The organism is Pseudomonas sp. PS02290 (assembly GCF_029960075.1).
Lineage (GTDB): Bacteria > Pseudomonadota > Gammaproteobacteria > Pseudomonadales > Pseudomonadaceae > Aquipseudomonas.
Genome location: NZ_JASCOY010000102.1, coordinates 1 through 15,955 on the forward strand (window position 1 = coordinate 1; position 15,955 = coordinate 15,955).

At 62.6% G+C, this 15,955-nt stretch carries 14 protein-coding genes; 10 read left to right on the forward strand and 4 right to left on the reverse strand.

Annotated features, from left to right (window positions below):
- Nucleotides 1-365: 365 nt before the first annotated feature.
- From QMX88_RS25365 to QMX88_RS25375, 3 genes are read right to left on the reverse strand one after another with little or no spacing between them, the layout of a single operon-like run.
- Nucleotides 366-1,136, reverse strand: coding sequence for a molybdopterin-dependent oxidoreductase (locus tag QMX88_RS25365; RefSeq protein WP_282373009.1), 771 nt, complete (start codon nucleotides 1,134-1,136; stop codon nucleotides 366-368).
- Nucleotides 1,129-1,752, reverse strand: coding sequence for a cytochrome b/b6 domain-containing protein (locus QMX88_RS25370; RefSeq protein WP_122622694.1), 624 nt, complete (start codon nucleotides 1,750-1,752; stop codon nucleotides 1,129-1,131). Before QMX88_RS25370 ends, QMX88_RS25365 begins: the two co-directional genes overlap by 8 nt.
- A 57-nt stretch (nucleotides 1,753-1,809) precedes the next feature.
- Nucleotides 1,810-2,433, reverse strand: a complete 624-nt coding sequence (locus tag QMX88_RS25375; protein WP_133775968.1) for a hypothetical protein — start codon at nucleotides 2,431-2,433, stop codon at nucleotides 1,810-1,812.
- Between the two features lie 311 nt (nucleotides 2,434-2,744).
- Here QMX88_RS25375 and QMX88_RS25380 point away from each other — a divergent pair, with 311 nt between their 5' ends.
- Both QMX88_RS25380 and QMX88_RS25385 read left to right on the forward strand, forming a co-directional pair.
- Nucleotides 2,745-3,440, forward strand: a complete 696-nt coding sequence (locus tag QMX88_RS25380; RefSeq protein WP_065988665.1) for a heavy metal response regulator transcription factor — start codon at nucleotides 2,745-2,747, stop codon at nucleotides 3,438-3,440.
- The gene (locus QMX88_RS25385) at nucleotides 3,413-4,804 is read left to right on the forward strand and encodes a heavy metal sensor histidine kinase (RefSeq protein ID WP_282373014.1); all 1,392 of its coding nucleotides are present in this window, start codon (nucleotides 3,413-3,415) and stop codon (nucleotides 4,802-4,804) included. The genes QMX88_RS25380 and QMX88_RS25385 overlap by 28 nt, the downstream gene beginning before the upstream one ends.
- A gap of 298 nt (nucleotides 4,805-5,102) precedes the next feature.
- On the opposite strand, the gene QMX88_RS25390 is transcribed toward QMX88_RS25385, so the two are convergent.
- Complete coding sequence (locus QMX88_RS25390; RefSeq protein WP_192174238.1) at nucleotides 5,103-5,771, reverse strand: polysaccharide lyase family 7 protein; 669 nt, start codon at nucleotides 5,769-5,771, stop codon at nucleotides 5,103-5,105.
- Between the two features lie 583 nt (nucleotides 5,772-6,354).
- On the opposite strand from QMX88_RS25390, the gene QMX88_RS25395 reads away from it, so the two are divergent.
- From QMX88_RS25395 to QMX88_RS25430, 8 genes are all read left to right on the forward strand, one after another.
- Nucleotides 6,355-6,807 (forward strand): MarR family winged helix-turn-helix transcriptional regulator, encoded by a 453-nt coding sequence (locus tag QMX88_RS25395; RefSeq protein ID WP_192174237.1) that lies wholly within the window; start codon nucleotides 6,355-6,357, stop codon nucleotides 6,805-6,807.
- A 5-nt stretch (nucleotides 6,808-6,812) separates the two neighbouring features.
- Nucleotides 6,813-8,903, forward strand: a complete 2,091-nt coding sequence (locus tag QMX88_RS25400) for an FUSC family protein (RefSeq protein ID WP_282373026.1) — start codon at nucleotides 6,813-6,815, stop codon at nucleotides 8,901-8,903.
- Entirely contained in the window at nucleotides 8,900-9,109 is a 210-nt protein-coding gene (locus QMX88_RS25405) for a DUF1656 domain-containing protein (protein ID WP_065988670.1), read from the forward strand. Before QMX88_RS25400 ends, QMX88_RS25405 begins: the two co-directional genes overlap by 4 nt.
- The gene (locus tag QMX88_RS25410; protein ID WP_282373017.1) at nucleotides 9,106-10,026 is read left to right on the forward strand and encodes an efflux RND transporter periplasmic adaptor subunit; all 921 of its coding nucleotides are present in this window, start codon (nucleotides 9,106-9,108) and stop codon (nucleotides 10,024-10,026) included. The genes QMX88_RS25405 and QMX88_RS25410 overlap by 4 nt, the downstream gene beginning before the upstream one ends.
- On the forward strand, nucleotides 10,023-11,459 hold the full coding sequence (locus tag QMX88_RS25415) for an efflux transporter outer membrane subunit (RefSeq protein ID WP_282373019.1): 1,437 nt from the start codon (nucleotides 10,023-10,025) through the stop codon (nucleotides 11,457-11,459). Before QMX88_RS25410 ends, QMX88_RS25415 begins: the two co-directional genes overlap by 4 nt.
- Before the next feature lie 641 nt (nucleotides 11,460-12,100).
- Nucleotides 12,101-12,934 carry an aldo/keto reductase gene (locus QMX88_RS25420; protein WP_282373021.1) on the forward strand — a complete coding sequence of 278 codons (834 nt, stop codon included), beginning with the start codon at nucleotides 12,101-12,103 and terminating at the stop codon, nucleotides 12,932-12,934.
- A gap of 107 nt (nucleotides 12,935-13,041) precedes the next feature.
- Entirely contained in the window at nucleotides 13,042-14,058 is a 1,017-nt protein-coding gene (locus tag QMX88_RS25425) for a transporter (RefSeq protein ID WP_282373023.1), read from the forward strand.
- 130 nt (nucleotides 14,059-14,188) lie between these two features.
- The gene (locus QMX88_RS25430; protein ID WP_282373025.1) at nucleotides 14,189-15,805 is read left to right on the forward strand and encodes an inorganic phosphate transporter; all 1,617 of its coding nucleotides are present in this window, start codon (nucleotides 14,189-14,191) and stop codon (nucleotides 15,803-15,805) included.
- The last annotated feature ends 150 nt before the right edge of the window (nucleotides 15,806-15,955 follow it).

Consider the following 15,955-nt stretch of genomic DNA (forward strand, 5'->3'; position numbering starts at 1 on the left):
AGTCCCCAGCATCCTTAGCCCGCAATCCGCCCTTGATCCGCTTTTGATCCGCTTTTGATCTGCTTTTGATCTTCGTATGCAGGAAGTGCAGACGACACCAATCGCGACTTGGGTGCAGGCTGAACGGAGGTGTCGCGCAGTGGGCCGAGCGGCATGGATGCCGCGAGAGCCGCCCCCCGCCATGGATGGCGGATGGCGGCGGGCCCACGGAGCGAGACCGGAGTGAAGGAACCCCGAGGAAAGAGGGGCCCAACCAGGAGCAAGCACCCTTGGTTACTTGGGGTGCTTTTCCAAGTAACTCGCCGAAGGCGAAACAGTCTGCCCCCAGGCAGACGCTTTTGATCTTGATCCTGAAAAACGCGGGATCAGATCCCGCTAAACCAGTTGTACCCCTGATCTTCCCAATACCCCCCGGGATTCTCATTACCCACCACAATCTCGACGATATGCTTCGGATTCTTGAACCCCAGCTTCGTCGGCACCCTCACCCGCAACGGGTAGCCATACTCCGGCGGCAACGCCACCTCGGCGAAATCCAGCGCCAGCAACGTCTGCGGATGCAACGCCGTCGGCATATCCAGACTCGAGTAATACCGATCCGCGCACTTGAACCCGACAAACTTCGCCGTCGTGTCCGCCCCCACATGCTCCAGGAACGTCCGCAACGGCACACCGCCCCACTGCCCGATCGCGCTCCAACCCTCCACACAAATCAGCCGCGTGATATCGCTGCGCTGGGGCAACTTGCGCAGGCCTTCCAGCGTCCACGGCGCCTTGTCGCGCACCAGCCCCGACACGCCCAGCTTCCAGTCCGCCGTGTCCAGCTCCGGAATATCATCCTCGCTGTAAAACGCATTGAACGGAAACGGAGTGCGGACCTGATCCTTGCTGAACGTCGGCGCCAGCTTTTGCCCGCTGAACAGCCACGCCTGAACCCTGTCGTTCCAGCGCGACATGCTCCACAGCACCTTATCCACCTGATCGCCGTCCTGCAGGTTGCAACCGGTGAGCATCGCCATCGCGCCCACCGTCAGCCCGCCCTTGAGGAAATGCCGACGCTGCAGGCTCTCCAGCTGGATCTGCTGGGCCGGCTCCAGTTTGATGCGCGCAATGGCGCGTTTTTTAGGCTCAATCATGCTCGACCTTCCCGCTCTCAATCCCACGCGTACCGCCGGTGATCATCGGCATCAGGGTTTTCGGCACCATCAGCACCAGGGCCAGATGCACCACCACGAACGCGCCAATGAACGCCATCGCCGCAAAATGCACGTAACGGGCGAAGTCGTATCCGCCGAACACAGCGGTCAATTCCTGCAACTGAATCGGCTTCCAGATCGCCAGCCCGGTCAGCACGATCAACACGCCGGCGGCCAGCACCAGCCAATACATCAAGCGCTGCACGGCGTTGTAGACGCCCTTCTCGTGCTTGAGACGAAAGCGCAGCGCGTCAAGCATGTCGCGCTTGACCGCTGTGGGGGTGACCGGCAGGAAGTCGCGCTTGAAATGCCGCGTGAACAGGCCATACAGCACGTAGATCAGGCCGTTGATCACCAACAGCCACATCACTGCGAAGTGCCACGCCAGCGCGCCGCCCAGCCAGCCGCCCAGGGTGAAATCCCGGGGGAAGGAGAAGCGAAACAGCGGCGAAGCGTTATAGATGCCCCACCCGCTCATGAACATGCAGACCATGCCGAAGGCATTGATCCAGTGCGTCAGGCGGATGGGCCATGGATGAATTCTGGTTTTTTTCATGGTGCGAGACTCATCACGGATTCGGTGAAAGCGGCGCCGTGAGACGCCGCAACCCGCTTACATCGGCGGCTGGAAGCCGTCTTTACCGACCGCGACACCGCGTGCGGTCTTGCCGTCTTCGCCCGGGAACACGACGATTTTCGCGCCCTTGACCAGTTCATCGACCTTGCCCGGCTGCACGTAGGCAATGGGCACGTCTTCCGGCACGACCAGCTGCTTCTCGCCGCCTTTGTAGCCGACGCTCAAGGTACGACCGTTGGCCTTGCCGCTCAGCTTGCCAACGGTGCCATTGGTCATGGTGCCGGTGCTGCCGTCCGCGTTTTCCCAACCGTAGTGGCCTTCACCGCTGCCTTTCAGGCTGGGTTCGAACACCGTCACTTCCAGGGCTTTCAGCGTGCCGTCGGCCTGTGGGGTCGCGGCGGAACCGATGAAGCTATCCGCTTTGATCGATGCGATGTCAGTCTTGGAGACCAGACGGATGCCGGTCTTGTCGGTCAGGCCGATGCTCTGATGGGCGCCGGAACGGGTGGTGAAATTCAGGGTGTTGCTGTCGACGCTGTCGACCGTCCCGCGCAGTGGCTTGACCACAGGCATGTCACCCGCCGCCATGCCGGCGGCAGAGGCCATGACGGCGGCGCTGAGCATGAGCATGCCGAACGTAGTGGTCAGGGCTGTCTTCATCTTCATCGGTGGATTCCTTCAGGCAGTTGGGAAAGTTGAAGCTGAACGTCATGTGTTGCATGACCACCATCCTGTACCCGTAACCGGCACCCGACAATGACCGCCCGATTACATTTTTGTCATTCGGGCGGCAGGTTCGTCACGACGCCGATCAATGACAAAAATGTAACCGACCGCGCGCCATCCGTTGGTTACACTCCACATCCGGCGCGGCCTGCAGCCCTTCGCGCCTGTTCCGACCCAATCTGATGAATCATCCGACACCCCACGCCGGCGACGCTGCCAATGACGTGAAGCGAGCCTGACCGACGATGCACATTCTGCTTATCGAAGACGACACCAAGACCGGCGAGTACCTGAAGAAAGGTCTTACCGAGTCCGGTTACAAAGTCGACTGGACCCAGCACGGCACCGACGGCCTGCACATGGCTCTGGAGCACAGCTACGACTTGCTGGTGCTCGACGTCATGCTGCCCGGCATCGACGGCTGGCAGATCATCGAAATCCTGCGGGCGAAGCAGGATGTGCCGGTGCTGTTTCTCACCGCCCGCGATCAGTTGCAGGACCGCATTCGGGGCCTGGAACTGGGCGCCGACGATTACCTGGTCAAGCCGTTTTCCTTCACCGAATTGCTCCTGCGCATCCGCACCATCCTGCGTCGCGGGGTGGTGCGCGAGGCGGATCATTTTCATCTGGCCGATCTGGAGCTAGACCTGCTGCGCCGACGGGTCACGCGTCAGCAACAGGTCATTACCCTGACCAACAAGGAATTCGCGCTGCTGCATCTGTTTCTGCGCCGCGAAGGCGACGTGCTGTCGAGGGCGCAGATCGCTTCGGAAGTCTGGGACATGAATTTCGACAGCGACACCAACGTCGTCGACGTGGCGATCAAGCGCCTGCGCAGCAAGGTCGACACGCCCTACCCGATCAAACTCATCCACACCGTGCGCGGCATCGGTTACGTCTGCGAGGTGCGGCCATGCGAGCCCGACGCCAGCCATCCCTGACCCTGCGCGCGACTCTGGCGTTTTCGGTGGTGGCCATGCTCGCCGTCGCCAGCGCCGGCATGTACCTCTACGAGACCATGAAGGGCGCGGTCATGACCCGCAGCGACCATGCGGTGCTGGCGCGGCTGGACCACTTTCGCAAACTGCTGCAATACGACCTGACCCTGACCACGCTGCAAAGCAGCCCGCAGCTGTTCGAGAACATGCTCGACAGCGAGGACGACATTTTCATCATCGCCGAGCCGGGCAAGCCGGCGGTGATCATGGTCAATCCGCTGCACGCGCCGCTGCCGGAGATGCCGGTGGTGCAGGCCAACAGGCCGCTGAGCGTGGCCGACATGCGCAGCGGCATGCTGGATTCAGGGGTGCCGATGCGCGCGGCGACGGTTGAAGCGGTGTCCGGCGGCAGGATTGTGCACCTGACGGCGGCGCACATCGCGGTCAAGGAAATGGCCACCCTGGCGGGCTTCCGTAACCGCATCCTGTTCGCCGTGGCGCTGGCCTTCGTGCTCACGGCGCTGCTCGGTTATGTGTTGCTACGCCGAGGGCTGCGGCCGCTGCGCAGGATGGCCAGCCACGCGGCGGCCATCACCCCGGCGCAACTGGACAGCCGCATGGACAACCGCGACACGCCGGTGGAGCTGCAGCAACTGGGCGAGGCGTACAACGCGATGCTCGACCGGCTTGCCGATGGCTATCAGCGGCTGACGCAGTTTTCCGCCGACCTGGCCCATGAAATCCGCACGCCAGTAGGTTCGCTGATGGGGCATTGCCAGGTGGCGCTGCGGCAACCGCGCACCGAGGATGAATACCAGGCGCTGCTGGCCTCGAATCTGGAGGAGCTGGAACGCATCTCGCGGATGGTCGAAAGCATCCTGTTCCTCGCGCGCGCCGATGAAGCGCAAGCCGCGCTCAATCGCCAGACGCTGGACCTGGCGGACGAGATGCAACGGGTTACGGGCTATTTCGAAGGGCTGGCGGAAGAACGGGACATCGCCCTGCACACCGAAGGCGACGCTCGGATTGAGGCTGATCCCCTGTTGCTGCGCAGGGCGCTGAGTAATCTGGTGGCGAACGCGATTCGCTACGCCGATGAAGGCAGCGTCATCGATGTTCGTGTGGTTGAAAGTGCCAGGCACTGCCGCATCGAAGTGGAGAACCAGGGCCCGACGCTGGACGACGCGACGCTGGGCAAACTGTTCGACCGCTTTTACCGCGGCGATGCCTCACGCCACCAGAGCTCCGACTCCAATGGACTCGGCCTGGCGATCGTCGCCGCGATCATGCAGCTGCATGGCGGCGAAGTGACGGTCAACCAACCGACGCCGGGACGGATCTGTTTCGGGCTGGTGTTTCCACGATAGCGCGCAGCGCAGACTGTCACCCGCCGGCAGATGAACTGTAGGAGTGAGCTTGCTCACGAAGAGGCCGGTACATCCGCTAGATCTTCAGCGGTTGGAATTAAGTCTTCGCGAGCAAGCTCGCTCCCACCGGATCGGTGATCGACTCGGAATCTTGGTCACGCTGCGGGACCTGTGGGAGTGAGCTTGCTCACGAAGAGGCCGGTACATCCACTACATATCCAGTGGTTGAAATACCGTCTTCGTGAGCAAGCTCCCACAAGGGCGGTGTTTAAGGCGAGACAGCAGTCTGCCCCAAGCCTCACGCTTTCTTGTCGTGGGTCGCCTGCAGTTTGTAGAACGTCGCTGCCCCGCCTTCGGTGGCGTAGCCGGTGTTGTCCTGGGTGTACACGCCGGCCTTGAAGTACAGCGGCTTGCCGCTCCACGACGGGTCGAGCTTGGTGCCCCATTGCATCTCGTGGGCGTTGACCGTGAGGTTGCCGGCGGCGGTCAGGTGGATGGTGTAGGTGAAGCGCTCCTTGAGCAGCACGCCGGTCGCGACCTGAATCACCTCGGGCTCGGAGGTCGGCGTCAGGCGAAACTTGACAACGATGTTGCCGCTCTTGAGTTTTTCCTTGTACTGGTACTCAAGCTTGATCAGCGGCTCGGTGCTGCCATAGCAGTGGATCTGGCCGATGACGATCTTGCCCGTCGAGGGCACCTGGTCCACGGTCAGCGCCGCGCGCAGGAAATTGTCCGCCTGGGAGTAAACCCAGTTGTGCACCGCACCGTTGGCGTAGGTCTCACGCAATTCGGTACGGGGATAGATCGCGTTGTCAGTCCTTGACCCGGTCACCGGTGCCCAGAAGAACAGAGTGTCCCCTGAACGGAAGTAACCATCCTTGTAGCCGGCCACCAGTTTTGGCGTGTCGATGGTGGCGGCTGGGATACCGACCGGTACAGAAAGATTCCAGATGGCGAGATCAATCATGGTGCACTCATGGTGCGCGATGCGCACAGCAAAGGAGGTGTCTGGAACAGGCCTGTCACTGCCGTTCCCGTCATCTTTGCTATCGGCTGAACCGTTTGATCTTTAGTCGTCCCCGGAGTCAAGAAACCGCCGAGCCACCTGAAGAGGCGGTTAAGGCCAGCACAATGCCAGTACTGGGTAAAAGTGGCCCATTGCCTTCCAGATTTGCCCAGCCAGCGTAAACCGGGCGATGAAGGCTAATTATTTGGCGCCATTTTTTTGGATGGACGCTTAGACGGCCCTCAAAAAAATAGTTCAGCTGGCGAGCGCCCACCCGACAGACGGTACGAGAAATTCCTTCACACGTACCCTCTTCCATCGTGCTCCGCGGTCCTGAGCGCCTGACAGGCCCCTCCCGCTCAACTGAAAATCTGGACACGCCGGCCTGCGACTATCCGCCGGGCAGGTCTGCCCACATTCCATTTGACGAGACCAGGGTGTAACAAGATATTATTAGTTAGCAGCCTAATAATGCAGCGCCTAATAATGCAGCGCCTAATCATTCAGCTCCTAACCAAACTCACACCGCCCCAATGGCCTTTTCATGAACCCTGACACCCTGCAAATGCGCATCACCGGCGGCGTCGTCGCGGCCTCCCGGCAGTGGCGCCGCGTCTGCCAGACCACGTTGATGAACGTCGGCGTGAGCGAAGCCTGCGCGGGCCCGCTGCTGATGATCGCGCGCCTGGGTGAGGGCGTGCGCCAAGTGACGGTGGCCCAGGCCTGCGGGCTGGAAAGCCCGTCACTGGTGCGCCTGCTTGATCAACTGTGCAAAGCCGGGCTGGTGCAGCGCACCGAAGACCCCACTGACCGCCGCGCCAAGGCCTTGAGCCTGACCGACGCCGGCCGCGCTTTGGCCAATTCCATCGAGGAAGAGCTGATCCGCCTGCGCCGCGACATCTTCAGTCACGTCGACCCGGCGGATCTTGAGGCGACGTTGCGCGTGTTCAACGCCATTGCCCAGGCCACACCGATGGCGCCGGAGTCGTCATCTTGAGCGGCCTGTTCAAGGGCTTTTTCGACGGAGTACCGCCGGGCCGCGACTGGTTCTACGGCGTGCGCACGTTCGCGGCTTCGATGCTGGCGCTGTACATCGCGCTGATGATGGAACTGCCCCGCCCTTACTGGGCGATGGCAACGGTGTACATCGTCTCCAGCCCGTTCGTGGCGCCGACCAGTTCCAAGGCGCTGTACCGCGCGGCCGGCACGTTGCTTGGCGCCGCCGCTTCGGTGGTGCTCGTGCCCATGTTCGTGCAGACGCCGTTTTTGCTGGCGGTGGTCATTGCGCTGTGGACCGGCACCCTGCTGTTTCTGTCCCTGCATTTGCGCACCGCCAACAGCTACGCGCTGATGCTGGCGGGCTACACCATGCCGCTGATTTCCTTTCCCGTGGTCGACAACCCCCAGGCGGTGTTCGACATCGCCGTCTCGCGCACCGAGGAGATCTTCCTCGGCATCGTCTGCGCCGCCGTGGTCGGCGCGATGTTCTGGCCACGTCGGCTGGCGCCGGTGCTGGTCGATGCGATGGGCAAGTGGTTCAAGGACGCCTCGGCTTACAGCGATCTATTTCTCTCCCGCACCGCCACGCCGGAAGCGGTCGGCGGCCTGCGCACGGCCATGGTCGGCACCTTCAACAGCCTGGAGCTGATGATCGGCCAGTTGCCCCACGAAGGCGCCCATCGCCAGACCGTGCGCAACGCCAAAGAGCTGCGCGGCCGGATGATTCACCTGCTGCCGGTGATTGATGCCCTGGACGATGCCCTTTGGGCGCTGGAGCGGCGTTCGCCCGAGCACGTCGCTGACCTTGCGCCGCTGTTGATCGAGTGCCGCGACTGGGTCGAGCAGACCGCCGAAGGCGCGCCGATCAAGTATTGGAAGGCGCTGCACGCCGAGCTCGACCGCCTGCAACCGACACCCGCGCAGATCGACGATCGCCGGCAACTGCTGCTGTCGAACGCGCTGTATCGGCTGCGCGAATGGATCGACTTGTGGCAGGACTGCCGCAGCCTGCAACACGCCATCGAGACCGACGATCACTCGGCATGGCGCGCGGTGTACCGCCATTGGCGGCTGGGGCGACTGTCACCGTTCCTCGACCGCGGGATGATGCTGTATTCGGTGGCGACCTCGGTCAGCGCCATCATCGTCGCGTCAGTGCTGTGGATCATGCTGGGCTGGCAAGACGGCGCGAGCGCGGTGGCGCTGGCGGCGGTGTCGTGCAGCTTCTTCGCGGCGATGGACGACCCGGCGCCGCAGATCTACCGCTTCTTCTTCTGGACCATGATGTCGGTGATCTTCGCCAGCCTCTATCTGTTCGTGGTGCTGCCCAACCTGCACGACTTCCCGATGCTGGTCCTGGCGTTTTCGGTGCCGTTTATCTGCGTTGGCACCCTCACCGTGCAGCCGAAGTTCTACCTCGGCACGCTGCTGACCATCGTCAATACCTCGTCCTTTATCAGCATCCAGAGCGCCTACGACGCCGACTTCGTCAACTTCGTCAATTCCAACCTGGCCGGGCCGGCGGGTCTGGCGTTCGCCTTCGTCTGGACCCTGATCGTCAGGCCGTTCGGCACCGAAGTGGCGGCCAAGCGCATGACCCGCTTCAGTTGGCGCGACATCGTCTCCCTCAGCGAAGAGGCCACCTTGGCCGAGCACCGGCAAATGGGCGTGCGCATGCTCGACCGGCTGATGCAGCATCTTCCGCGTCTGGCGATCACTGCGCAGGATTCCACCAGCGCGCTGCGTGAAGCCCGCGTCGCCCTGAACATGCTCGACCTGCTGGCCTATATGCCGCGGGTTGACCCTGTGCCGCGCCAGTTGCTGCGTCAGGTCACCATCGAAGTCGGTGCGCATTTCCGCGCCTGCCTGAAAGCCCGGGAGCGTTTGCCGGCGCCCAAAGGTCTGTTGATGACCATGGACCGCGCCCGCCGCGCGCTGACCTTCAATGGCGAGGGGGATGACGCGGCGCGGATGAATCTGCTGCACGCCCTCAGTGGCTTGCGTCTGGCGCTGCTGCCGGGGGTGGAGATCGTCGATGTGCTCGCCGAGCAGGAAGAACAACCGCCCTATGGCATCGATGGAGCGCCGTTATGATCGGTGATGTGGACATCAGCGGGATTTTCCTGCCGACCTTTCTGGTGCTGATGGGCATCGCTTACCTGATTTTTCTGGTGGTGCACGCCGTGTTGACGCGCGCCCGCTTCTACCGCCTGGTCTGGCACCGGGCTTTGTTCAACGTCGGTCTATACGCTCTGCTGCTCGGCGTCGTGGATACCCTAAGTCGATACCTGATGAAATGAAAAAACCTCTTCTGACGCTGGGCCGCGTGGTCCTGACCCTGCTGGTTGTCACCCTCGCCGCGATCGTCGTCTGGCGCATGGTGATGTATTACATGTACGCGCCGTGGACCCGCGACGGGCACATCCGCGCCGACGTGATCCAGATTGCGCCGGACGTTTCAGGGCTGATCGAGAAGGTCGCGGTGAGCGACAACCAATTGGTCAAGAAAGGCCAGTTGCTGTTCACCATCGACCAGGACCGCTTCCGCCTTGCCTTGCGCCAGGCCCAAGCCACGGTCGCCGAGCGCAGGGAAACCTGGGAACAGGCCCAGCGCGAGAACCGTCGCAACCGCAGCCTCGGCAATCTGGTCGCCCGCGAGCAGCTGGAAGAAAGCCAGTCCAAGGAAACCCGTGCGTTGTCGGCCCTGAATGAAGCGCAGGTCGCGGTAGATTCGGCGCAACTGAACCTGGACCGCTCGGTGATCCGCAGCCCCGTGGACGGCTATCTCAACGACCGCGCGCCCCGAGACCGGGAATTCGTCAGCGCCGGGCACCCGGTGCTGTCGGTGGTGGACAGCAACTCGTTCCACATCGACGGCTACTTTGAAGAAACCAAGCTGGACGGGATTCACATCGGCTCCGGCGTGGACATCCGCGTGATAGGTGACAACGCGCGCCTGCGTGGTCATGTGGTGAGCATTGTCGCGGCGATCGAAGACCGCGACCGCAGCAGCGGCTCGAACCTGCTGCCCAACGTCAATCCGGCTTTCAGCTGGGTGCGTCTGGCCCAGCGGATTCCGGTGCGCATCGCCTTTGATGAAGTACCGGCGGACTTCCGCATGATTGCCGGGCGCACGGCGACGGTGTCGATCATCGATGACGCCCGCGCAGATGCTCAGGGAAATGACCAACCCGTCCAGCCAGGAGCGCCGAAATGAAACACCGCGCACGCCTGCTGACGGTGGGCATGAGCATGAGCATGGGCTTGCTGCTGTCGGCTTGCACGGTGGTCGGCCCGGATTACACGCTGCCCGATAAAGCCGCTGTGAATCGCCCCGATCTGCAAGGCGAGCTGGCCGGTTCGTCGACCAATGTGGTGTCGGCGCCGGTACCGGCTGACTGGTGGCGGCTGTATCACGACCCGAAACTCGATGAGCTGGTGGGTCAGGCGCTGATGTCGAGCACCGACCTGCGCGTCGCGGCGGCGAACCTGCAACGGGCGCGCTTTCAGATGAGCGAGGCGGATGCGGCCGGTGGCTGGAGCGGCACGGCCAAAGCCGGGGCGCAGCGCTTGCAGGAAGCCGGTCAGGCCTATCTGCTGCCGGAAAAAGTACCGGTCGCGAACGTCGGCGATGTCGGGCTGACCACGTCTTATCAGTTCGACCTGTTCGGCGTGCTGCAGCGCGGTATCGAAGCGGCCCAGGCCAACGCCGACGCGACCCAGGCGGCGGCCGACACGGCACGCATCACGCTGGTGGCCGACGTGGTTCGCGCGTACACCCAAGTGTGTGCCGCCAACGAAGAACGCAACATCGCCTTGCATTCACTTGACCTGCAAAAGCAGAGCCTGAGCCTGACCCAACGCCTGCGCGACGCCGGCCGCGGCGATGAAACCCAGGTGACACGCTCGCAAACCCAGTTCCGCTCGCTGCGTGCTGACTTGCCGCGTTACGAAGCGGCGCAGAAGTCGGCGCTGTATCGCCTGTCGATGCTCCTCGCCCGTCCGCTGAATCAGCTGCCCCACGGGGTGGCGGAATGCGCCGAGCTGCCGCACATTGCCCAGGTCATGCCAGTGGGCGATGGCGCCGCGCTGCTCAAGCGTCGCCCCGATGTGCGTCAGGCTGAACGCCGGCTGGCGATGTCGACGGCGGCCATTGGTGTGGCGACGGGCGAGCTGTATCCCGACATCAGCATCGGCGCGACGGTGGGCACTGTGGGGATTCTCGATGAACTGGGCGATCCGTCGACCAATCGTTGGGGCTTCGGCGGGGTGATCAACTGGACCATCCCGTCCAATGGCGCGCGGGCGCGGATTCACATCGCCGAAGCGTCGAACCAAGCGGCGCTGGCGCATTTTGATGGCGTGGTGCTCAACGCCATCCGCGAGGCGCAGACCGGTTTATCCCAGTACACCGCGCTGCTGCAACGCCGCGATGCGCTGGTGGAAACCGAGGAGTCGGCGCGACAGGCGGCGGACCAGACGCACCGGTTCTTCCTCGCCGGCCGCGAATCCTTCCTCGCCGACCTGCAAGCCACCCGCACCTACACCGACGTCACCGCGCAACTGGCGGCGGCGAACACCCAGGTGGCGATGGGACAGATCGACCTGTTCCTGGCGCTGGGTGGGGGTTGGGAGAACGGGCATAAGTAAGTTCTTGCCGGTTGGCGTGAACTCTTTGTGGGACCGGCTTTAGCCGGGAATGCGTCGGTGGTCATACCGCAAAATTGATGTCGTCCACACCGGCCTCTTCCCGGCTGAAGCCGGTCCCACTAATTGACCGCGTGCATCCAGTGGCACTGGCTGGAACACTATTGTGGGACCGGCTTTAGCCGGGAATGCGTCATGTGTCACATCGCAAAACTGATGTCGTTCACACCGGCCTCTTCCCGGCTGAAGCCGGTCCCACTAATTGACCGCGTGCATCCAGTGGTACTGGCTGGAACACCATTGTGGGACCGGCTTTAGCCGGGAAGGCGTCGGTGGTCATACCGCAAAATTGATGTCGTCCACACCGGCCTCTTCCCGGCTGAAGCCGGTCCGACTAATTGACCGCGTGCATCCAGTGGCACTGGCTGGAACACCATTGTGGGACCGGCTTTAGCCGGGAATGCGTCGGTCGTCACACCGCAAGATTGATGTCGTTCACACCGGCCTCTTCCCGGCTGAAGCCGGTCCTAAAGTAGATACGCAGTCCCACTCACGCACCGCGCATTCGCTTGCGATTGAACCCCTGCCGGCCAGCACTGCCTGAGTTTTAATCATTCAGTCCTATCCGCCCGGAGGCACCCCCGATGCGCACGCTTGAACTGGCAGACAAAACCGTCCCCGTTATCGGTCAGGGCACCTGGCACATGGGTGAGGACCGCCATCAGTTCGAGGCAGAAGTCTCGGCGCTGCAACTGGGCATCGACCTGGGCCTGACGCTGATCGACACCGCCGAGATGTACGGCGAAGGCGGCGCTGAGGAAGTGGTCGGCGAGGCCATTGCGGGGCGCCGCGACGAGGTCATGCTGGTGAGCAAGGTTTACCCGCACAACGCCAGCCGCGCGGGCATTCCGGCGGCGTGCGAGCGCAGCCTCAAGCGCATGAAGACCGACTACATCGATCTGTATTTGCTTCACTGGGCCGGTCAGTACCCGCTGGAAGAAACCGTTGAGGCCTTCGAGCGTCTGCGCGAAGCGGGCAAGATCGGCCGCTGGGGCGTGTCCAACTTCGACGTGTCCGACCTGCTTGAGCTGGACGCACTCGGCCTCGGCGGCGGATGTGCCACCAATCAGGTGCTGTACAACCCGGAAGAACGCGGCATCGAATATGACCTGCTGCCCTGGATGCAAACCGCCCGGATGCCGCTGATGGCGTACTGCCCGATCGGTCAGGCCGGCAACTTGCTGATGAACCCTGCCATCCTTGAAGTTGCCGAACGCCACGACGCCACCCCGGCGCAGATCAGCCTGGCGTGGGTGCTGCGTCAGGACGGCGTGATCGCCATTCCCAAGGCCGTCACGCCCCATCACCTGGAATTGAACGCCGCCGCGGTTGAGATCGAGCTGTCCATCGAGGATGAATTGTTGATTGATTCCTCATGGCCGGCCCCCTTGCGCAAGACGCGCCTGTCAATGGTCTGAACAAGACCACTGGCCGACACAAACCGTCACAAAACTGTCAAAACCCCTTGCGATGATGCCGCTTTCGATCTCGTGCCCTGCGGGGCACTTCCCGTCTGCGAGCCTTCATGAATCAACGCATCGCCCACCATCAGGACTCTGATCTGTTTGGCTTGCTGTACGGGTTCCGCTTCCGTCCCGGCGAGCCTGGTCGCGAGCTGGATTCGACGGCCGCGCTGGAATGCCTGCGCCAGCCCACCGCGCCGGACGAGTTCGTCTGGCTGCACCTGAACCTGACCCACGCCAGCTGCGAACGCTGGCTGAAAACCAACCTCGACCTGCCCGACGAGTTCCTCGAAGCCCTGCACGAAGGGTCGCGCTCCACGCGCATCGAACACGTCGACTCTGCCCTGCTCGCCGTGGTCAACGACGTGGTCTTCGACTTCAACCGCGTCTCCACCGACATCGCCACATTGTGGGTCTGCGTGCGCAGCAACCTGATGATCTCCGCGCGCCATCAGCCGCTGCGCTCAGTGGACCGGCTGCGCTCGTCGGTGAAACAGGGCGAAACCTTCCGCTCCCCGCTGGAACTGCTCGCCCACCTGCTGCGCGACCAGAGCGACGTGCTGAGCCAGTTCATGCGCAAGACCAGCATCAGCGTCGACAAAATCGAAGACCAGCTTCTGTCCCAACGCCTGAGCAACAACCGCTCGGAACTGGGCGCCATGCGTCGGGTGCTGGTGCGCCTGCAACGGCTGCTGGCCCTGGAACCCGGCTCGCTGATGCGCCTGCTGCACCGACCGCCGCAGTGGCTGCTGGAGGAGGATTTGCAGGAGCTGCGGCAATCCACCGAAGAGTCGGCGCTGGTGATCAGCGACCTCACCGCCCTCGGCGAACGGATCAAACTGCTGCAGGAAGAAATCGCCGCCAACCTTAACGAACAGAGCAGCCGTACGCTGTTCACCCTCACCGTCGTCACCGTGCTGGCGCTGCCGATCAACATCGTCGCGGGTTTCTTCGGCATGAACGTCGGCGGTATACCACTGGCGTCCGATCCCCATGGGTTCTGGGTGCTGGTCGCGCTGGTGGCGACGTTTACGTTTATTGCGGGAAGGTGGGCGTTTCGCAAAAGTCGGGACTATTAACGACAGCGTTTAAGGCGTGTCCATTGGTCCCTAACCCCAGCAAATCCGCGCAAAACGTGACCCGTGTCGCATCTCTGTCACATTTTGTAATGATCATGGTCACTATCCCTCATCAACAGGATTGTGCCCCATGGCGACCCCCACACTGGCTCAAGGCTCTCTGCAACAGGGAACCGGACTGAGTGCTCAATTCGGGCGCAAGCCTGGCATGACGACGATGGTGATTTTCTTCGTTGTGCTGGCATTGGGCCTGTTCTATACCGGCTACAGCCTCAAGCAGGACATGGACGATCTGGGTACCGTCGTGCTGACCTGGACGCCGTTCATTTTGCTTGGCGTCGCATTGGTCATCGCGCTGGGCTTTGAGTTCGTCAACGGTTTCCACGACACCGCCAACGCCGTCGCGACCGTCATCTACACCCACTCTCTGCCGCCGAACTTCGCCGTGGTCTGGTCAGGAACCTTCAACTTTCTGGGCGTGCTGTTTTCCAGCGGCGCGGTGGCGTTCGGCATCATTGCCCTGCTGCCGGTCGAACTGATCCTGCAGGTCGGTTCATCGGCGGGTTACGCGATGATCTTCGCCCTGCTCATCGCCGCGATCCTGTGGAACCTCGGCACTTGGTGGCTGGGTCTGCCGGCCTCGTCTTCCCACACGCTGATCGGTTCGATCATCGGCGTCGGCATTGCCAACGCGTTGATGCATGGCCGCGACGGCACCAGCGGCGTGGACTGGTCCCAGGCGACCAAAGTCGGTTACTCGCTGCTGCTCTCGCCGCTGGTGGGCTTTACCTGCGCCGCGCTGTTGCTCATGGCGCTGCGCATGTTCGTGAAGAATCGCGCGCTGTACAAAGCGCCGGAAGGCAACAAGCCGCCCCCGATCTGGATTCGTGGTCTGTTGATCCTGACCTGCACCGGCGTGTCCTTCGCCCACGGCTCGAACGATGGCCAGAAAGGCATGGGTCTGATCATGCTGATTCTGGTGGGTACGCTGCCCATGGCTTACGCGCTGAACCGCGCCATGCCGGCCGATCAATCGGTGCAATTCGCTGCAGTCGCCCAGGTCACTCAACAGGCCCTGACCAAAGCGGCGCCGCTGCCCGCGCCGGCCGATTCCCGCCAGACGCTGTCGACTTACATCCGCGACAAGCAGGCCACGCCTGACTTGATCCCGGCGCTGGCGGTGATGGCCGGCAAGATCGGCGATCAGGTCGCCAGTTACGGGTCTCTGGCCAAGGTGCCGGCCGAAGCCACGGCCAACGTACGGAACGACATGTACCTGACGTCGGAAGCCATCCGTGTGATGGACAAGAACAAGGTCGGTAACTTCGACGCCGACACACAGGCCAAAGTCGACACGTTCAAGGAGCAGATTGATACCGCGACGCGCTTCATTCCGCTGTGGGTCAAGGTGGCTGTGGCCATCGCGCTGGGCCTGGGCACCATGGTGGGCTGGAAACGCATCGTGATCACGGTCGGGGAAAAGATCGGCAAAACCCACCTGACCTACGCCCAGGGCGCATCGGCTGAAGTCGTTGCGATGCTGACCATTGGCGCGGCGGACATGTACGGATTGCCGGTCTCGACCACCCACGTTCTGTCCTCGGGCGTGGCCGGCAGCATGGTCGCCAACGGCTCCGGCCTGCAGATGCGCACCCTGCGCAATCTGGCGATGGCATGGGTGCTGACTCTACCTGCCGCGATCCTGTTGTCGGGCAGCCTGTACTGGCTGTTTACCCAGATTTTCTGATGTCGAAGCGTCTCCCGCACTCTCCTTCAGGCGCTTCGGCGCCTGTTTTTTTGCGCGGTGCTTTTAGTGGGACCGGCTTCAGCCGGGAAGAGGCCAGTGTGAACACCCTCAATCCTGCGGCGTGGCGCCCGACGCCTTCCCGGCTAAAGC